This window comes from Actinokineospora auranticolor (assembly GCF_002934265.1).
GTDB lineage: Bacteria > Actinomycetota > Actinomycetes > Mycobacteriales > Pseudonocardiaceae > Actinokineospora > Actinokineospora auranticolor.
Genome location: NZ_PTIX01000003.1, coordinates 249,202 through 264,553, shown reverse-complemented (window position 1 = coordinate 264,553; position 15,352 = coordinate 249,202). Strand labels below are relative to the sequence as shown.

Genomic DNA, 15,352 nt, shown 5'->3' with positions numbered 1-15,352 from the left:
TTCTCCGAGGTCAGGATGGGTGCGCACGGCGCTGTTCGCTGTCGTTTTCGAACATATGTTCAGTCTGTTCGACAGTCAAGGGCCCACTACCCTGGAGGGTGAACGGGAGCCGGGCGGGGCGAGCGGCGGCGCCCCGGCCGCGGGTGCGGACCTCGGCCTGGTGAGCACGCAGATGGCCGAATCCGTCGCCGAGCCCGGCCCAGCGGCCGCGGGCGGCTGTGAGTTCCACCTCCGCGCCCGGCCAAGCGCCGAACGCGACGAGCGCGGCGCCCCGGTTGCGCGCCCGCGCGGACAGCCTGCGGGCCAGGGACTCGCCGATCCGGCCCGCGGCCACGGCGACCACGTCGAACCCGTCCATCAGCGCGGCGACGACCTTGGCGACCTCCGGCCCCGGCTCGGGCACCAGGGCCAGCCGGTCGACGTCGACCCCCATCTCGGCGGCGGCGGCGAGACCCAGGTCGGGCAGGCCGACGACAGCGGCCCACGCGCCCGCCGCGCTGGGGCCGGCGAGCAGGTTCAGCAGGAGGGAGGTGTTGCCGCGCACCGAAACCGTGCCGCCGCGGCGGAGTCCGCCCCAGGGGAACGCCGCGGTCAGGCCGGGGTGCACGGGCAGCAGGCTCGGGCCGGTGTTCCCGGTTGTCCGGAACTCTTCGGAGAAGGCGGCTCGGGCGCCGATGAGCGCGGGTTCCCGTTGCAGGACAACGGGTTCTTCGACGGCGGGGAGCCAGGATGCCGCGTGCGCGGGGAAGTCGACTTCCAGGGCGGCGGCGAGGGCCAGGTTCTCGGCGAGGGAGACGGCGTGCTCAGGCCGCGCGTCGGCCCGGCGCGGGCAGACCGCGCGCAAGGGGCGCCTGCGAGCGGGGACGCGGTCGCCGCCCGCTTCCGAGTACTTCCCCGCGCCGGGAGCGGGCAGCGACCACACCGCACTACCTCCCTGGACGCTCGCGCGTACCGCTCAATACGCGCTGGCAACCGCGGGGAGGCGGCGGCCGGGGAACGAACGGCCTCGACTCCGACCGCACCCCTGGGTATTGCATCGAACGTCTGTTCGACATGAGCGAGACTACCCCACGCCCGGCGCGGCGACAAGCCAAAGAGGACAGGTTTGAGAAATGGCCCTGCGACAAGGGAAAGGCCGGTTCGAGTCGAGCGAGTCGGGCGCAGCCGCGATCGCGGAACACGGCGGGCCAGGCGTCGACATCTCGCCCGGACGAGAAGGGGATGCGCCAGGCGGAAGGGTGGGTGCGCCACGGCGGAGATGATCAAAGCGTGCCTCCGCCCCCGGTATCCATTCTACCGGCGCGCACCGACGGTTTCGGGTGAAGATGATCAAGCCTGTGGACAACTCGGGGAGCGGCGCGCGCGGCGGGGTGGCGGTGCCAAGAGGGGCTAGGCGGCAGACAGACAGGCTGAGCAAGGTGGGCAGGAGCAGGCAGAACAGACGAGACGGAGCGGGACGAGGCAGCGAGGCAGCGAGGCAGCGAGGCAGCGAGGCAGCGAGGCAGCGAGGCAGCGAGGCAGCGAGGCAGCGAGGCAGCGAGGCAGCGAGGCAGCGAGGCAGCGAGGCAGCGAGGCAGCGAGGCAGCGAGGTCAGGCAAGCACACGGGCCCGCGGTCTGGTGACCGCGGGCCCGTGTCGCTGTTCGGAGCTGTTCGGCTCAGTGGGCGAAGTGCCGGGTGCCCGTGAGGTAGAGGGAGATGCCCGCGGCCTCCGCCGCGGCGATCACCTTCGCGTCACCCACCGAACCACCGGGGTGCACGATCGCCTTCACCCCCGCCTCCGCGAGGACCTCCAGGCCGTCCGGGAACGGGAAGAAGGCGTCCGACGCGGCGACGGCGCCCTTGACGCGGTCCCCGCCCCGAGCGACCGCCAGCCGCGAGGAGTCCACGCGGTTGACCTGGCCCATGCCGACGCCGATGGTGGCGCCGCCGCTGGCGATGAGGATGGCGTTGGACTTGACCGCGCGGATCGCGCGCCAGGCGAAGGTCAGGTCGGCCAGGGTGGCCTCGTCCACGGCCGGGCCGGTGGCCAGGGTCCAGTTGGCCGGGTCGTCACCCTCGGCGGAGATGGTGTCGGCCGTTTGCAGCAGCAGGCCGCCCGACACCGGGCGCAACTCCACGCCGCCGCGCTGGGGCGGCTCGGCGACCAGGATGCGGACGTTCTTCTTGCGCGCCAGCACCTCCACCGCCCCGTCGGCGTACGACGGCGCGATGACGACCTCGGTGAAGATCTCCGCGATCTGCTCGGCCAGCACCACGCTGACCTCGCGGTTGGCCGCGATCACGCCGCCGAAGGCGCTCAGCGAGTCGCACGCGTGCGCCAGCCGGTGCGCCTCCGCGATGTCCACATCGGACACCGCGATACCGCACGGGTTGGCGTGCTTGATGATCGCCACGCAGGCCGCGGTGTGGTCGTGCGCGGCCCGCCACGCGGCGTCCGCGTCGACGTAGTTGTTGTACGACATCTCCTTGCCGTGCAACTGCTTCGCCGTCGCCAGCCCGGACGTGCCGTCACCCCGCACGTACAGCGCCGCCTTCTGGTGCGGGTTCTCCCCGTACCGCAGCACGTTCTCGCGCTCCCAGGTCGCGCCGACCCAGCCGGGGAAGCCGGAGCCCTCGTCGTCCGGCGCCAGCGCGTTGCCGATCCAGGACGCCACCGCCACGTCGTAGCTCGCGGTGTGCCGGTACGCCGCCGCCGCCAGCAGCTGCCGGTCGGCCAGGGTGAACCCGCCCGCCGCCACCTGCTCCAGCAGCCAGCCGTACCGCGACGGCTCGACCACCACGGCCACGCTGGCGTGGTTCTTCGCCGCCGCGCGCACCATCGCCGGGCCGCCGATGTCGATCTGCTCGACGCACTCGTCCGGCGAGGCGCCCGAGGCCACCGTCTTGACGAACGGGTACAGGTTGACCACCAGCAGGTCGAACGGCGCGATCTCCAACTGGTCGAGCTGCGCGACGTGCGCCGGGTCGCGCATGTCGGCCAGCAGCCCGGCGTGCACCCGCGGGTGCAGGGTCTTGACCCGGCCGCCCAGCGACTCGGGGAACCCGGTGACCTCCTCGACCGGCGTCACCGGCACCCCGGCGTCGGCGATGGTCTTCGCGGTGCCGCCGGTGGAGACGATCTCCACGCCTGCCGCGTGCAGGCCGGTGGCCAGCTCCAGCAGGCCGGTCTTGTCCGACACGCCGACCAGCGCGCGGCGGATCGGCCTGCGCTCAGCGGTTTCGGTCACGGGATGCTCACCTTTCGTCCGTCCACGGTGTAGCCGTCGCGGGACATCCTGGCCACCACGTCCACCAGCAGCCGCCGCTCCACCGCCTTGATGCGTTCGTGCAGCCCGGGTTCGTCGTCGCCGTCGATCACGGGGACCGCTTCCTGGGCGATGATCGGGCCGGAGTCGACGCCGCCGTCGACCAGGTGCACCGTGCTGCCGGTGACCTGGACGCCGTAAGCCAGCGCGTCGCGGACCGCGTGCGCGCCGGGGAACGACGGCAGCAGCGCGGGGTGGGTGTTGATCACCCGGCCGCCGAAGCGGTCGAGGAAGGCCGGGCCGAGGATCTTCATGAACCCGGCGGAGACCACCAGGTCGGGCTCGTGCGCGGCGACGGCGTCGGCCAGCGCGGCGTTCCAGGCGGCGCGGCCGGCGTGGTCGCGGACCCGGACGGTGAAGCCCGGTACGCCCGCGCGCTCGGCCCGGGCCAGTCCCTCGATGCCCGCGCGGTCCGCGCCGACGGCCACCACGCGCGCCGGGAAACCGGGGGCGGCGGCCTCGTCGAGCAGGGCCTGCAGCAGGGTGCCCGACCCCGAGACCAGGACGACGACCCTGGCAGGCGCGGCGGGCGGGTACTGGGCGCTCAGCGTGGACTCCTGCGACGGCCGGACGGAACACGCCCAGCGTAGGCCGTGCGAAGTCGATCTTGCTCAGCGCCCCGGCGGCTCCTCCGCACCCGGCTCGTCCTCGGGTTCCCCGACGTCACCGGCCTCTTCCGGCTCCTCGTCGGACTCCACCTCGGCGCCTTCGTCGTCGGGTTCCTCGTCGGAGTCGGCAACGTCACCGGCATCTTCGTCGACGACGTCATCTGCACCGTCGAGCTCCTCGGCCAAGGCGGATTCGTCCGGCTCATCGAGTTCGTCCGGCTCATCGAACTCGAACTCGGGCAACTCGACCTCGGGCAGCGGTCGCGGCCCCATCAGCCACGCCACCACCCCGCCGGGCGCCGCGATCCACGCCACCAGCGCCAGCGACAACCACGGCGCCCGCAGGTCCAGCGGGTCGAACGGCCCACCGGCGAGCGCCCCGCCCGCGCACCCGGCCAGCACCGCGAACACCATCCCGGCCGCCACCGCCGCCACGGCGACCGCGCGCAACCGGTCCCTCGGCTCCTCCGCGCACTCCCGCAGCAGCCACCCGACCAGCGTGCCCACCGCCCCCGGGAACGCGAACAGCAGCACCCACCACGGCGCCGCGGTCTCCGGCAGCGCCCCCAGCAGCGGCAGCGGCGGCACCGCGCCCCCGGCGAAGTCCACCGGGGACACCACGACCGGCCCCAGCGCGAACCCGGGTCCGGCCGCGAACCCGGCCGCCGCGATCACCGCGTTCGGCAGGTAGCCCGCCGACAGCAGCAGCATCCCCAGCCCGCCGCCCGGCCCCTCCGCCGCGAACAGCCGGGTGACCGTGCCGCCGGACAGCACCAGCGACAACGTCAGCACGAACGCGCCCGTCGCCACCATCGCGACCACCGCCAGCAGCCCCGCCGACAGCCCGCGCAGCGCGAGCGGGTCGACGCGGGCCGTGACCAGCGACCACACCCCGGACTGCGGCAACACCCCCACCACCGCGGCGAGCCCCGCGACCAGCGCCGGGTAGTACAGCCCCGCCAGCGGGTCGACCACCACCCGACCGGTGCACAACAACCCCAGCGTCAACCCGACCGCCGCGTGCGCGCCGACCACCGACAGCACGACCTGCGCGGCCTCGCGCGGGGTCTCGACCTCCAGCCGCTCGGCCGCGCCCGCCGCCGTCCGCCAGACCAGGACCGCGACCAGGACCGTCGACAGCAGCGGCAGCACGCCCAGCTCGTGGCCCTCGATCCGGACCGGCACCTGGTAGGCGGCCAGCCAGCCGGGCACCGCCGAGGCCAGCACACCGCCGGTGGTGAACGACGAACGCGCGGCCGTCGCGGTGACCAGGGCGAGCACCGCCGCCACCGCCGCGTACCCGGTGAGCAGCGGACCCACCGCGGCCACCGCGAGCACCTTCACCCGGAGGCCCGCGGTGACGGGCACCGGCTCCTCGTCGTCCTCCACCAGGTCGGTGTCCACCAGCGACATGGCGTCCACTCTCGCAGCCGCGTTGCTCCGTTCGGAGCAGCCACGCCGCCGTCAGCCGATCCGGTGACGAGGGTCCCCGGACGCGAGAAGGGGCGGCACCGACGAATCGGTACCGCCCCTTCCGAGGTCGATCAGCCCTGCTGCGGGTACCCGCCGGGCGGGGTGCCGGGCGCCCCCGGCGGCGGCTGCTGCGGCTGGCCGAACTGGCCCTGCTGCGGCGCGTAGGTGGTCTGCTGGCCCTGCTGGGGCGGCTGCGGCTGGCCGTAGGGCTGCTGGAACTGGCCCGACGGCGGGTTGTAGCCACCCGGCTGGCCGAAGTGGCCGTGGTGCTGCTGGGGCTGCGGCGGCTTGACGAAACCGGCGTCGAACAGGAACGCGGCGACGGCCGCGATGGCCTGCAGCAGGCCGAAGATCAGGATCATGATCCCGCCCGCCTTCATCTCGCCACCGGAGGCGAAGACGGTGAACAGGAACGCCAGCGCGATGCCGAGGACCACCGCGACGGAGTGGATGCCGACCTTGCGCTCACCCGGCAGCACGGCGGGCAGCGCGAGCAGGCCGCCGACGAAGAACAGCGCGGGCACCCAACCGCCGCCGCCCTCGTAGAAGCTGTACGAGCCGGACAGCGGGGCGAAGCCGAGGAACAGGTTGAGCGTGCCGATCCCGGCGACGGCGAGGTGCAGGATCTGCGCCAGCGAGAACTTGCTCGCCGCGGGCGGTGGCCCGAAACCCTGCGGTGGCTGCTGCGGTCCTGGCCCCGGATATCCGCCCGGTGCACCGCCTGGGTAGGTCATCGCGTGCTCTCCTCAGCGACGAAAGTTACTTCTAGGAGCCCTGTACAACGCCCCGGGACGACCTAGGACACTAGCCCGTCCACGACATCGGACGCTCGGGGGCCGGAGCCGGTTCCCCCCGGAAAAGCACGCCGGGGGAAGACGAACGTGGGGCCGGACGCTACCAGCGTCCGGCCCCACGTGGTCACGGCGACCGGCCCTAGCCGCGGGCCTGGTACAGCTCGCGGGCCAGCGCGGCGGTCTCCGACGGCGTCTTGCCGACCTTGACCCCGGCGGCCTCGAGGGCCTCCTTCTTGGCCTGCGCGGTGCCCGCCGAGCCGGAGACGATGGCGCCCGCGTGGCCCATGGTCTTGCCCTCGGGGGCGGTGAAGCCCGCGACGTAGCCGACGACCGGCTTGGTCACGTTCGCCTGGATGTAGGCCGCGGCCCGCTCCTCGGCGTCGCCACCGATCTCGCCGATCATCACGATCAGCTCGGTCTCGGGGTCGGCCTCGAACGCGGCGAGCGCGTCGATGTGCGTGGTGCCGATGATCGGGTCGCCGCCGATGCCGACCGCGGACGAGAAGCCGATGTCGCGCAGCTCGTACATCATCTGGTAGGTCAGCGTGCCGGACTTCGACACCAGGCCGATCTTGCCGGGGCCGGTGATGTCGGCGGGGATGATGCCCGCGTTCGACTTCCCGGGGCTGATCAGGCCGGGGCAGTTCGGGCCGACGATCCGGGTCTTGTTGCCCGTCGCGACCGCGTGCGCCCAGAAGTAGGCGGTGTCGTGCACCGGGATGCCCTCGGTGATGACGACGGCCAGGCCGATCTCCGCGTCGATCGCCTCGAGGACGGCGTCCTTGGCGAACTTCGGCGGCACGAAGATGACCGACACGTCCGCGCCGGTCTCGGCGATGGCCTCGGCCACGGTGGCGAACACCGGCAGCGACTGGCCCTCGATCTCGACCTTGGTGCCCGCCTTGCGCGGGTTCACCCCGCCGACGATGTTGGTGCCGGACTTGAGCATCCGCGCGGTGTGCTTGGTGCCCTCGGAGCCGGTCATGCCCTGGACGATGACCTTGCTGTTCTCGGTCAGGAAGATAGCCATGATCAGACCCCCGCAGCCGCGAGCTCAGCAGCCTTGTCGGCGGCGTTGTCCATGGTGTCGACGACGGTCACCAACGGGTGGTTGGCCTCGGCGAGGATGCGCCGACCCTCTTCGACGTTGTTGCCGTCCAGGCGGACGACCAGCGGCTTGGTGGCCTCGTCGCCGAGGATGCCGAGCGCGGACACGATGCCGTTGGCGACCGCGTCGCAGGCGGTGATGCCGCCGAAGACGTTGACGAAGACCGACTTCACGTCCGGGTCGCCCAGGATGATGTGCAGTCCGTTGGCCATCACCTCGGCCGACGCGCCGCCGCCGATGTCGAGGAAGTTCGCGGGCTTGACGCCCTTGTGCTTCTCACCGGCGTAGGCCACGACGTCCAGGGTGGACATGACCAGGCCCGCGCCGTTGCCGATGATGCCGACCTGGCCGTCGAGCTTGACGTAGTTGAGGTCCTTGGCCTTGGCCGCGGCCTCCAGCGGGTCCTCCGCCTCCTGGTCGACCAGGTCGGCGTGCGCCGGGTGGCGGAAACCCGCGTTCTCGTCGAGGGTGACCTTGCCGTCCAGGGCGATGATCTTGTCCTGCGGGTCGCGGACCAGCGGGTTGACCTCGACCAGGGTGGCGTCCTCGGCGACGAAGGTCTCCCACAGCTTGACGATGACCTCGGCGGCCTGGTCGGCGACTGCGGCCGGGATCTTGGCCTGGGCCGCGATCTCCTTGGCGGTGGCCAGGTCCACGCCCTTGATCGCGTCGACCGGCACCTTGGCCAGGGCCTCGGGGCGTTCGACGGCGAGCTGCTCGATCTCCATGCCGCCCTCGGCCGACGCCATCGCCAGGAAGGTGCGGTTGGTGCGGTCGAGCAGGAACGAGAAGTAGTACTCCTCGGCGATGTCGGACGCGACGGTCACGAGCACCTTGCGGGTGATGTGGCCCTTGATGTCGAGGCCGAGGATGGCCTCGGCCTTCTCCTGCGCCCCGGCGGGGTCGTCGGCGAGCTTCACGCCGCCCGCCTTGCCGCGGCCGCCGGTCTTCACCTGCGCCTTGATGACGACGGTCTGGGCGAGGCGCTCCGCGATGGCGCGGGCTTCCTCGGGGGTGCTTGCCACGTCGCCCGGCAGGACCGGGACCCCGTGGGCGGCGAAGAGATCCTTCGCCTGGTACTCGTACAGGTCCACTCGACAGTCTCCTGACTACGGTGTCGACGTGCTGCTGTCGGACGTCGTGCGCTGGATTCGCGCGGCCGGACGTCACGGAACCCTAGCGACGTGGGATTGGGGTTGACACTTCGCACCCGGTGAGGTCCGTCACGACCGGTGGTGAGTTCACTCACCGGCCGTGTCGGCCAGCCAGGCGAGAGCCCCGTCGGCGGCGACCACGGCGATGTCCTCCGCGCCATTGTCGGCCAACAACGCGGTGATCGCCGGGAGAGCGGTGGCCGCGACCACCGCGTCGGCGTCCTCTTGGACCGCGGTCGCGGCGACACGGGCCGGGTCGGTGTCGGTCAGGTAGACCACCTCCGCCCCCGCGTCGCGTAGTGCGCGGGCGAGGTCGTCGGCACCCGTGAGGACGATTCGCATCTCTTACGCGCGAGCGCGCCCCACGGCGACCATGGTCGCGACGACGAGCGCGGCCACGCAGGCCAGCGCCACCCACATCGCCTGACCGGGGGTCGCACCGTCGACGCGACCGGACGTCAGGGGGAACTCCAGCACCCGCACACCGACCAGACCGGCCGCGCCCAGGAGGAGCGCGCCCGCTCGCCCGGGCCGGGACAGCGCCGCGAGCGCGACCGCCGCGACGACGGCCAGGGCGGCGAGGAGGAGTCCCCAGGAGGCAAGGCGGAACTCGGTCCAGATCCCCGGCGGCACGAGCCCCGGCGCCTTGACGGCGGGCAACCCGAAGGCGCCGATGGCGAACAACCCGGCGGCGGCGAGTGGACCGACCAGCGCGAGGTTGATCTCCCTCTCGGAGACGTCGACGTCGTCGCGCTCGGCCGCACCCGCCAACCCGGCCGCGACGGCGGCGGCCGCGGCCAACAGGACGGAGAGCCCGGCGAACCAGACCCCCGTGCCGACCCGCACGGCCCCGGTGGCGGCGGTCGCGGTGAACGCGTCGTCCAAAGTGGACGCGGCGACCAGCGGAACGGCGGCGAGCACGACGGTGAACGCCGGGCGAACCCCGTCGGCGGCGCGCCGGAAGAGCAGCGGGGCCGCGAGCGCGAGGACGAGGAGTCCGCAGGGGATGAACAACCGGTTGCCGTAGGTGCCGAACCGGTCGCCGGTCTCGGTGTAGACGAGGTTCGCGGCGAACGCGGCGACCAGGGCCGCGACACCGGCCAGCAACCCGAGCACACCGGCGGCCCGGTGCAGACCACCGGACTCGAGGCTGACCTCGGCGTCGGCCTCGTCGGTCTCCGGCCGGTTGGAAACCCAGACGACGACGGTGAGCACCGTCATGGCCAGGAGGGCGAGCAGCGGTCCCGGGGCGAGGGAGAGCCGCGGCACGACGAGGCCCGCGACGATCTGCGGCGCCGTCACGGCGAGGACCCCGAGGGTCGCGCCGAGCAGCACCCCACGCGCGACGGCGGGGCGCGTGGACCCGGCGCCGGCGGCCGCGGCGACACCGGTCGCGACGGCCAGGGCGAGCAGGCCGTAGCGGAGGAAGCCGGAGGCGGTGAAGACGTCGTCGGCGGGCAGGAACGCCTCGGCCGAGGAGAACGGGGCGAGGAGGAGCCCGATGGCCGCCGCGGCCCCGGTCACCAACGCGACGAGCAACGCGGTGCCCCGGGTGCGCTGGGAGCGGTCGTCGGGGGAGGCGTCGAACTCGGCGTCGTACGGGGACCCGGGAACGGCCCCCGCCCGCCCGACGGCGAGCACCCCGGCGGCGGCAGCGAGCAGGTGCCCCGCGAGCAGTGCCCACAGCCCGAGCGCGGGGGTGAGGGGGGCGAGGGAGGTCGGAACCATCAACTCGGGGCGCGACACGGCGGTGGCGTCAACGGCGAACTGGGCGTCGAGGAGCGCGCGACCGGGGACGAGGAGAGCGGAACCGAGCAGGAGCCCCGCACCGATCACCGGCTGCCCCCTGACGGCGAAGGCAACCGCGAGAAGCGGCGGAACGAGCGCGAGGCCGATCAGAAGGGGAAGCCCCGCAAACCCGGCAGGCGCCTGACCACCGACAAGCCCGACAGCGAGCCCAAGGCACTGGAGCACCGCCCCACCAACCGCCACCCCAAACCCGACGCGCAGTCTCGGTGGGCTGTCCCCCCAGCGGATCCGCTGCTCGGGCAGGGGAATCGGCCCCGGCAGGTCACGGGCAGACGGGGTACTGGTCCGCGAAGTCATCGCGAGCAACGCTAGCAACTGAGATCGCTCCGCGCGGCCCCACGCCGGGTGAGATCCCCACACCCACCCCAATCCCCCTCAACCGGTGACCCTCCCCCCTCGCACCCCCTATGCCGCCCTTCGGGCTCCTTTTCCACCCCCCGACCACCCCGAGCACAAGCCCCTCCCGCCCGGGGGCAGGCCCTTGAGGCAACCCTATCGCCGCAGCTCAGAGGGCCGGAAGGGGGTTTGACGGAGCTGTGGATGGTTCGCGGGGATGTGGATAACTCGTGATCTTGCTGGATTTTCGGCGCGGGGGCGGGCGGGCGAGGCGGGCTGGTGGAGCGGGACGAGACAGACGGCGAGCCGAGTCGGCCAGGCATGGCGAGCGGGACGGCGGAGCCAGCCGGGCACGCAGGCACGCAGGCACGCAGGCACGCAGGCACGCAGGCACGCAGGCACGCAGGCACGCAGGCACGCAGGCACGCAGGCACGCAGGCACGCAGGCGAGCTGATCAGAGCGTGCCGAACGAGACAAGCCGACGCGGGAGTGGCGAGGCCGTGAAGTGGTGGCTCACCCGAGTGCGACGCCGCACAGAGGTGGGGCGGCGAGGCGGAGACCGGCAGGCGGAGAAAGGGCGCGGTGAAACCGGGCGCGGCGAGGCAGAGCAGCGCGAGGCGAGCAGGCAGAGCGGCCCGAGGAGCGGGCAGGGAAAGGACGGGGCGAGACGGACCAGACGAAACAGCCAAGTAGGACAAGCAGGGTGAGACGAAGTGGAAGGACAGAACGGGCAGAACGAGACGGAGCGAGAGGCAGCGAGGCGGGGGCGGAGGCGGGCAGGCGAAGGACGGGGCGGAGCCGGGAACGGGCGAGGCAGAGCGGCGCGACGCAGGCACAGCGGTTCAGGAGCCGAGAGACGGGCAGCGCCCGATAAAGCAGCCAGAACGGATGATGTAGGGCAAAGCGGGCCGGAGATAGGCCGTACAGGTGGAGCCGGTGGGCAGGTAAGCCCTACCGAGAGATTCGAAGCAGGCGAGAGCGACGTTTGCGTGTGGCCCGCGCGCCACTCCGGGGTGACCGGAGTCGGGCGAGCCTGCTTGAGAGCAGGTGGCCGGCGGGCGCGCTTCGGCCGGACTGGCGCAGTGCGACCAGGCGTGAGCCGCAGGAGGCTCACGTCGGCGCAGGTCACGCGGAGTGGCGAGTGGACTCGTGGCGGGTTGGTTGGCGGTGGGGACACTGAGCGGGGTGAGGCATCCGAGACGTCCTGGTCGTCCGGATCGGGACGAGTGGCGGTGGTTTCGGTGCGTGACCGAAGGATCGCCACTTCTCCGTGATGCGTGAGGACGGAGACGCGCGTGTGGGTGATGCCGTTGATAACGGTGGGTTCACGAAGAGCCGTGACCTGGGCGAAAGGCTGGGGCCGCGCGGGTGACGCGCCGGACACGAACGAGTTGCCACCCGGATGGCCGATTGAACCGAGACACAGCTCACACTAAGAGTGTGACATCGGGTTAACTTTCCGTAGTAACCCCAGGGTGTTCACTTTCCCGAAATTCCCCCGCGACCGGAATCGGGTGACGACTGTTGCCCTGCCCGCCGCCGCCCCGTTACTGTCCCCGGGTCCGTTGTCACAGTCCGGTCACGAATAGGACAGGGAAGGCATCCAAGCTCCACCGCCCTCCCAACCGGGTCCCCCGCCCGGTGTCCGGCACCGCGAAGCTCGTCCCCCGCGAGCCTGGTGTTTCGAACCGAACTCCCCGAACGCGGAAGGCTGGGTCTTGTCCCGACATCGCTCGACCGGTGGTGAACGCGAGTTCGCCGCGCTGGACGAAGCGCTCGAACGCGGTGCTCGCCGCGTGAAGGGCGCGCACCGGATCGCTCCCCCGTCCTCCGCCCTGCGTGGGCGGGTCGTGGTCGCCGCGGTCGCGGTCGGCGCTTTCGCCGCTGCCGCCGCCGGTCAGACCATCCAGGCCGCCTCCAGTGGCGGTGCGTCCGCCGCCGACGACGTCGCGCCCCCGCTCGCCGGGGTCCGGCAGGCCGCCGCGTCGATGGGCTCCGGTGGTGACACCGGTGGCACCACCGCGGCCCCCGAGCTGCTGACCCTCTCCAAGGAGACCGACGGCTCGGCCGAGGTCCAGAAGATCGCCACGGCGCAGCGCCTCACGGAGGCCCGCAACGCCCGCGCCGCCCAGCTCAAGGCCAAGCAGGAAGAGGCCGCGCGGCCCAAGTTCGTGCAGCCCGCAGTCGGCACCTTCACCTCGGGCTTCGGCGCCCGCTGGGGCGTCACGCACTACGGCATCGACATCGCCAACCGGATCGGCACCCCGATCGTCTCCGTGGCCGACGGCACCGTCATCGAGGCGGGCACGGCCAGCGGGTTCGGCCTGTGGGTGCGAGTGCAGCACGAGGACGGCACCGTCTCGGTCTACGGCCACGTCAACGACTACGTGGTGCGCGAGGGCCAGCAGGTCAAGGCCGGTCAGCTCATCGCGCACATCGGTAACCGCGGCCAGTCGACCGGCCCGCACCTGCACTTCGAGATCTGGGACACCAGCGGACGCAAGATGAACCCCCTTCCGTGGCTTGCCGCACGCGGGATCTCGTTCTGACCCCAGAGTTCACCCAAATCGGCCCCCGGTAAACCCACGTCACCCGATTTGGTTGCGCGCGGTACTACACGCGCAGGCCGACGGGCCCGCCGTGCACTGGGCGGAGCGGCCCGGACCGGCCCTGGTCCTGCGCGGCCCGGCTCCGGCGCCGCGCACCCCCGCGAACGCGCCCACACGGGTCACCAGGCAGGGGCGCGCCCCCACGCACCGGCAGGACACCGCACAGCGGCTCGGCGCGCCCACCGCGAAGTCCCCCTCGGCTTCGGCGCGCAGCCCGACGGCCAGGTCCAGCGCCCGGCGCACGCGGTCGTCCATGTGTCCACCTCCCAGTCGCTTCCCCAGTCGCGAGTCTTCAGCGACCCCCAGGTCAGGCGCCATTTCCGACGCTGAGCACAGTCAACAGCAGGGGTACGACAATTCCGGGCGCTGTCGTGGGGCCGCGCTAGGTTCGGAGCCGTGAGCAACCTCTCCCGGCCCCGGCTCGACCGGTGGCGCACCCGGATGGCCGAGCACGTCGAGTCCGGGTCGGTGCCCGGGATCGTGGGCCTGCTCAGCAGGCGCGGCGAGACCCACGTCCACGCACATGGCGTCCGCGAGGTCGGCGGCGCGGCGATGGCCGAGGACACAATCTTCCGGATCGCCTCGATGACCAAGCCGGTCGCCGCGGTGGCGGCGATGATCCTCGTGGAGGAGTGCGGGCTCCGGCTGGACGACCCGGTGGCCGAGTTGCTGCCCGAACTGGCGGAGCCGCGGGTCCTCCGGGCGCTCGACAGCCCGGTGGACGAGACGGTCCAGGCCGAGCGCCCGATCACGGTGCGCCACCTGATGGACTCCACGTTCGGGCACGGGATCATCATGGCGCCGCCCGGCACCTATCCCGTCCAGGACGCCCTTGCCGAGGTCGGCCTCACCCCCGGACCGCCGCAGCCATCGTCCACACCGGACCAGGACGAGTGGATCAGTCTACTCGCGACCGTCCCTTTGCTCTCGCAGCCCGGCGAGAAATGGTGGTATGACACGGCTTATGACGTGCTGGGGATTCTGATCTCGCGGGCGTCCGGCAAGCCGTTCGATGTGTTCTTGCGCGAGCGGATCTTCGAGCCGCTGGGCATGGTGGACACCGGCTTCCACGTACCGGCGGACAAGATCGACCGACTCGCCACCGCGTACACCACGGAGGGCGACCAGCTCACCGTGTACGACCCCGCCGTCGGGGGACAGTGGAGCAGCCCGCCCGCGTTCGCCTCGGGCCGGGGCGGCCTGGTCTCGACGGCCGCCGACTACCTCACCTTCGGCCGCATGCTGCTCGACGACGGTCGAGGCCCGAACGGTCGCCTGCTCTCCCGGCTGTCCGTGCGCACGATGACCACCGACCAACTGCTGCCCACCCAGAAGGCGGGCGCGGGCCTGGGCGACGGTTTCTTCGACAGCTCCGGCTGGGGCTTCGGGGTGAGCGTCGTGACCCGCCGCACCGACATCCACATGGTGCCCGGCCGCTTCGGCTGGACCGGTGGGCTGGGTACGACGGCGCAGATGGACCCGACGGAGGATCTGGTCGCGATCATGCTGACGCAGCAGGCGTGGACGTCGCCTGACGGGCCCAAGGTCTACGCCGACTTCCTCACGTCGAGCTACCAGGCCATCGACGATTGATCGGTTGCTCGGCGTTCCAGCGGGGTGGGGTTCTCTCGTGGTCTGGGCGCGAGTTGTCGAGCGTTGCTCGATGGGGTGAATTGTCTTTGTGTGGGGCCCCTACGAGCCTGCGGTGGGGCGGGCAAGCCACCCCACCCGCGGGAGAGCTTGGCAGGCTCGTCCCCCCACACAAAGACAATCCACACCCATCGAGCAGTTCAGACGGGCGCGGTGGACTGAGTGGTAGGTCGGGCTGGCAGACGTCGAGGGCCGGCGGGTTCGGCTTGGCGGGGTGGGGAAAGTAGCGGGGGCGGCTGAGGTGGGTGGGCGAGCGCGGCTTGGGCGGTGCGCAGGCCGAATCCACCAGTTGGCACAACGCGAATCGCCGCTCAGACCGTTCACCACGTCGCCCAAATCAGGCGCCCTTGGAGATGACGGGCTGGGATCTGGTGCCGATGCCGAGCAATGAAGGCAGGCCTCAGCATGGGAGTGGGCATCGGCTCGCCCCTCGGCGTTCAGGCCGGTCCACGACCTTTTGAACCCCACCGCCCGAATCGAGCGCAGCCCTCGCCCTCCTCTGG

Annotated in this window: 12 protein-coding genes; 2 read left to right on the top strand and 10 right to left on the bottom strand. The window is 72.1% G+C overall.

The annotated features are described in order from the left end of the window. Positions 1-10: 10 nt before the first annotated feature. From CLV40_RS40520 to CLV40_RS07305, 9 genes are all read right to left on the bottom strand, one after another. Positions 11-922 (bottom strand): hypothetical protein, encoded by a 912-nt coding sequence (locus CLV40_RS40520; protein ID WP_104478074.1) that lies wholly within the window; start codon positions 920-922, stop codon positions 11-13. A 735-nt stretch (positions 923-1,657) separates the two neighbouring features. Next, complete coding sequence (gene purH, locus CLV40_RS07340) at positions 1,658-3,229, bottom strand: bifunctional phosphoribosylaminoimidazolecarboxamide formyltransferase/IMP cyclohydrolase (protein WP_104478073.1); 1,572 nt, start codon at positions 3,227-3,229, stop codon at positions 1,658-1,660. Next, positions 3,226-3,855 carry a phosphoribosylglycinamide formyltransferase gene (gene purN / locus CLV40_RS07335; protein ID WP_104478072.1) on the bottom strand — a complete coding sequence of 210 codons (630 nt, stop codon included), beginning with the start codon at positions 3,853-3,855 and terminating at the stop codon, positions 3,226-3,228. The genes purH and purN overlap by 4 nt, the downstream gene beginning before the upstream one ends. A 63-nt stretch (positions 3,856-3,918) precedes the next feature. After that, positions 3,919-5,328, bottom strand: coding sequence for a cell division protein PerM (locus CLV40_RS07330; RefSeq protein ID WP_104478071.1), 1,410 nt, complete (start codon positions 5,326-5,328; stop codon positions 3,919-3,921). Positions 5,329-5,459: 131 nt separating this feature from the next. After that, positions 5,460-6,122, bottom strand: a complete 663-nt coding sequence (locus tag CLV40_RS07325) for a DUF5336 domain-containing protein (RefSeq protein WP_104478070.1) — start codon at positions 6,120-6,122, stop codon at positions 5,460-5,462. 199 nt (positions 6,123-6,321) lie between these two features. Next, the gene (gene sucD, locus CLV40_RS07320) at positions 6,322-7,212 is read right to left on the bottom strand and encodes a succinate--CoA ligase subunit alpha (RefSeq protein WP_104478069.1); all 891 of its coding nucleotides are present in this window, start codon (positions 7,210-7,212) and stop codon (positions 6,322-6,324) included. Between the two features lie 2 nt (positions 7,213-7,214). Next, entirely contained in the window at positions 7,215-8,384 is a 1,170-nt protein-coding gene (sucC, locus tag CLV40_RS07315; RefSeq protein WP_104478068.1) for an ADP-forming succinate--CoA ligase subunit beta, read from the bottom strand. Between the two features lie 147 nt (positions 8,385-8,531). After that, complete coding sequence (locus CLV40_RS07310; protein ID WP_104478067.1) at positions 8,532-8,786, bottom strand: hypothetical protein; 255 nt, start codon at positions 8,784-8,786, stop codon at positions 8,532-8,534. Between the two features lie 3 nt (positions 8,787-8,789). Then, positions 8,790-10,280, bottom strand: a complete 1,491-nt coding sequence (locus CLV40_RS07305) for a hypothetical protein (protein WP_104478066.1) — start codon at positions 10,278-10,280, stop codon at positions 8,790-8,792. A 2,028-nt stretch (positions 10,281-12,308) separates the two neighbouring features. On the opposite strand from CLV40_RS07305, the gene CLV40_RS07295 reads away from it, so the two are divergent. Then, positions 12,309-13,139 (top strand): M23 family metallopeptidase, encoded by an 831-nt coding sequence (locus CLV40_RS07295; protein ID WP_104478064.1) that lies wholly within the window; start codon positions 12,309-12,311, stop codon positions 13,137-13,139. Between the two features lie 39 nt (positions 13,140-13,178). Here CLV40_RS07295 and CLV40_RS07290 read toward each other — a convergent pair whose 3' ends face one another. After that, positions 13,179-13,454 carry a hypothetical protein gene (locus CLV40_RS07290; protein WP_104478063.1) on the bottom strand — a complete coding sequence of 92 codons (276 nt, stop codon included), beginning with the start codon at positions 13,452-13,454 and terminating at the stop codon, positions 13,179-13,181. A gap of 141 nt (positions 13,455-13,595) precedes the next feature. On the opposite strand from CLV40_RS07290, the gene CLV40_RS07285 reads away from it, so the two are divergent. Next, complete coding sequence (locus CLV40_RS07285; RefSeq protein WP_219823924.1) at positions 13,596-14,792, top strand: serine hydrolase domain-containing protein; 1,197 nt, start codon at positions 13,596-13,598, stop codon at positions 14,790-14,792. The last annotated feature ends 560 nt before the right edge of the window (positions 14,793-15,352 follow it).

What these genes read in the sequence shown, in the direction of transcription:
- CLV40_RS07330 (WP_104478071.1), bottom strand. Translation starts at nt 5,328, where the DNA reads ATGTCGCTGGTGGACACCGACCTGGTGGAGGACGACGAGGAGCCGGTG.
- CLV40_RS07325 (WP_104478070.1), bottom strand. Translation starts at nt 6,122, where the DNA reads ATGACCTACCCAGGCGGTGCACCGGGCGGATATCCGGGGCCAGGACCG.
- sucD (WP_104478069.1), bottom strand. Translation starts at nt 7,212, where the DNA reads ATGGCTATCTTCCTGACCGAGAACAGCAAGGTCATCGTCCAGGGCATG.
- CLV40_RS07310 (WP_104478067.1), bottom strand. Translation starts at nt 8,786, where the DNA reads ATGCGAATCGTCCTCACGGGTGCCGACGACCTCGCCCGCGCACTACGC.
- CLV40_RS07290 (WP_104478063.1), bottom strand. Translation starts at nt 13,454, where the DNA reads ATGGACGACCGCGTGCGCCGGGCGCTGGACCTGGCCGTCGGGCTGCGC.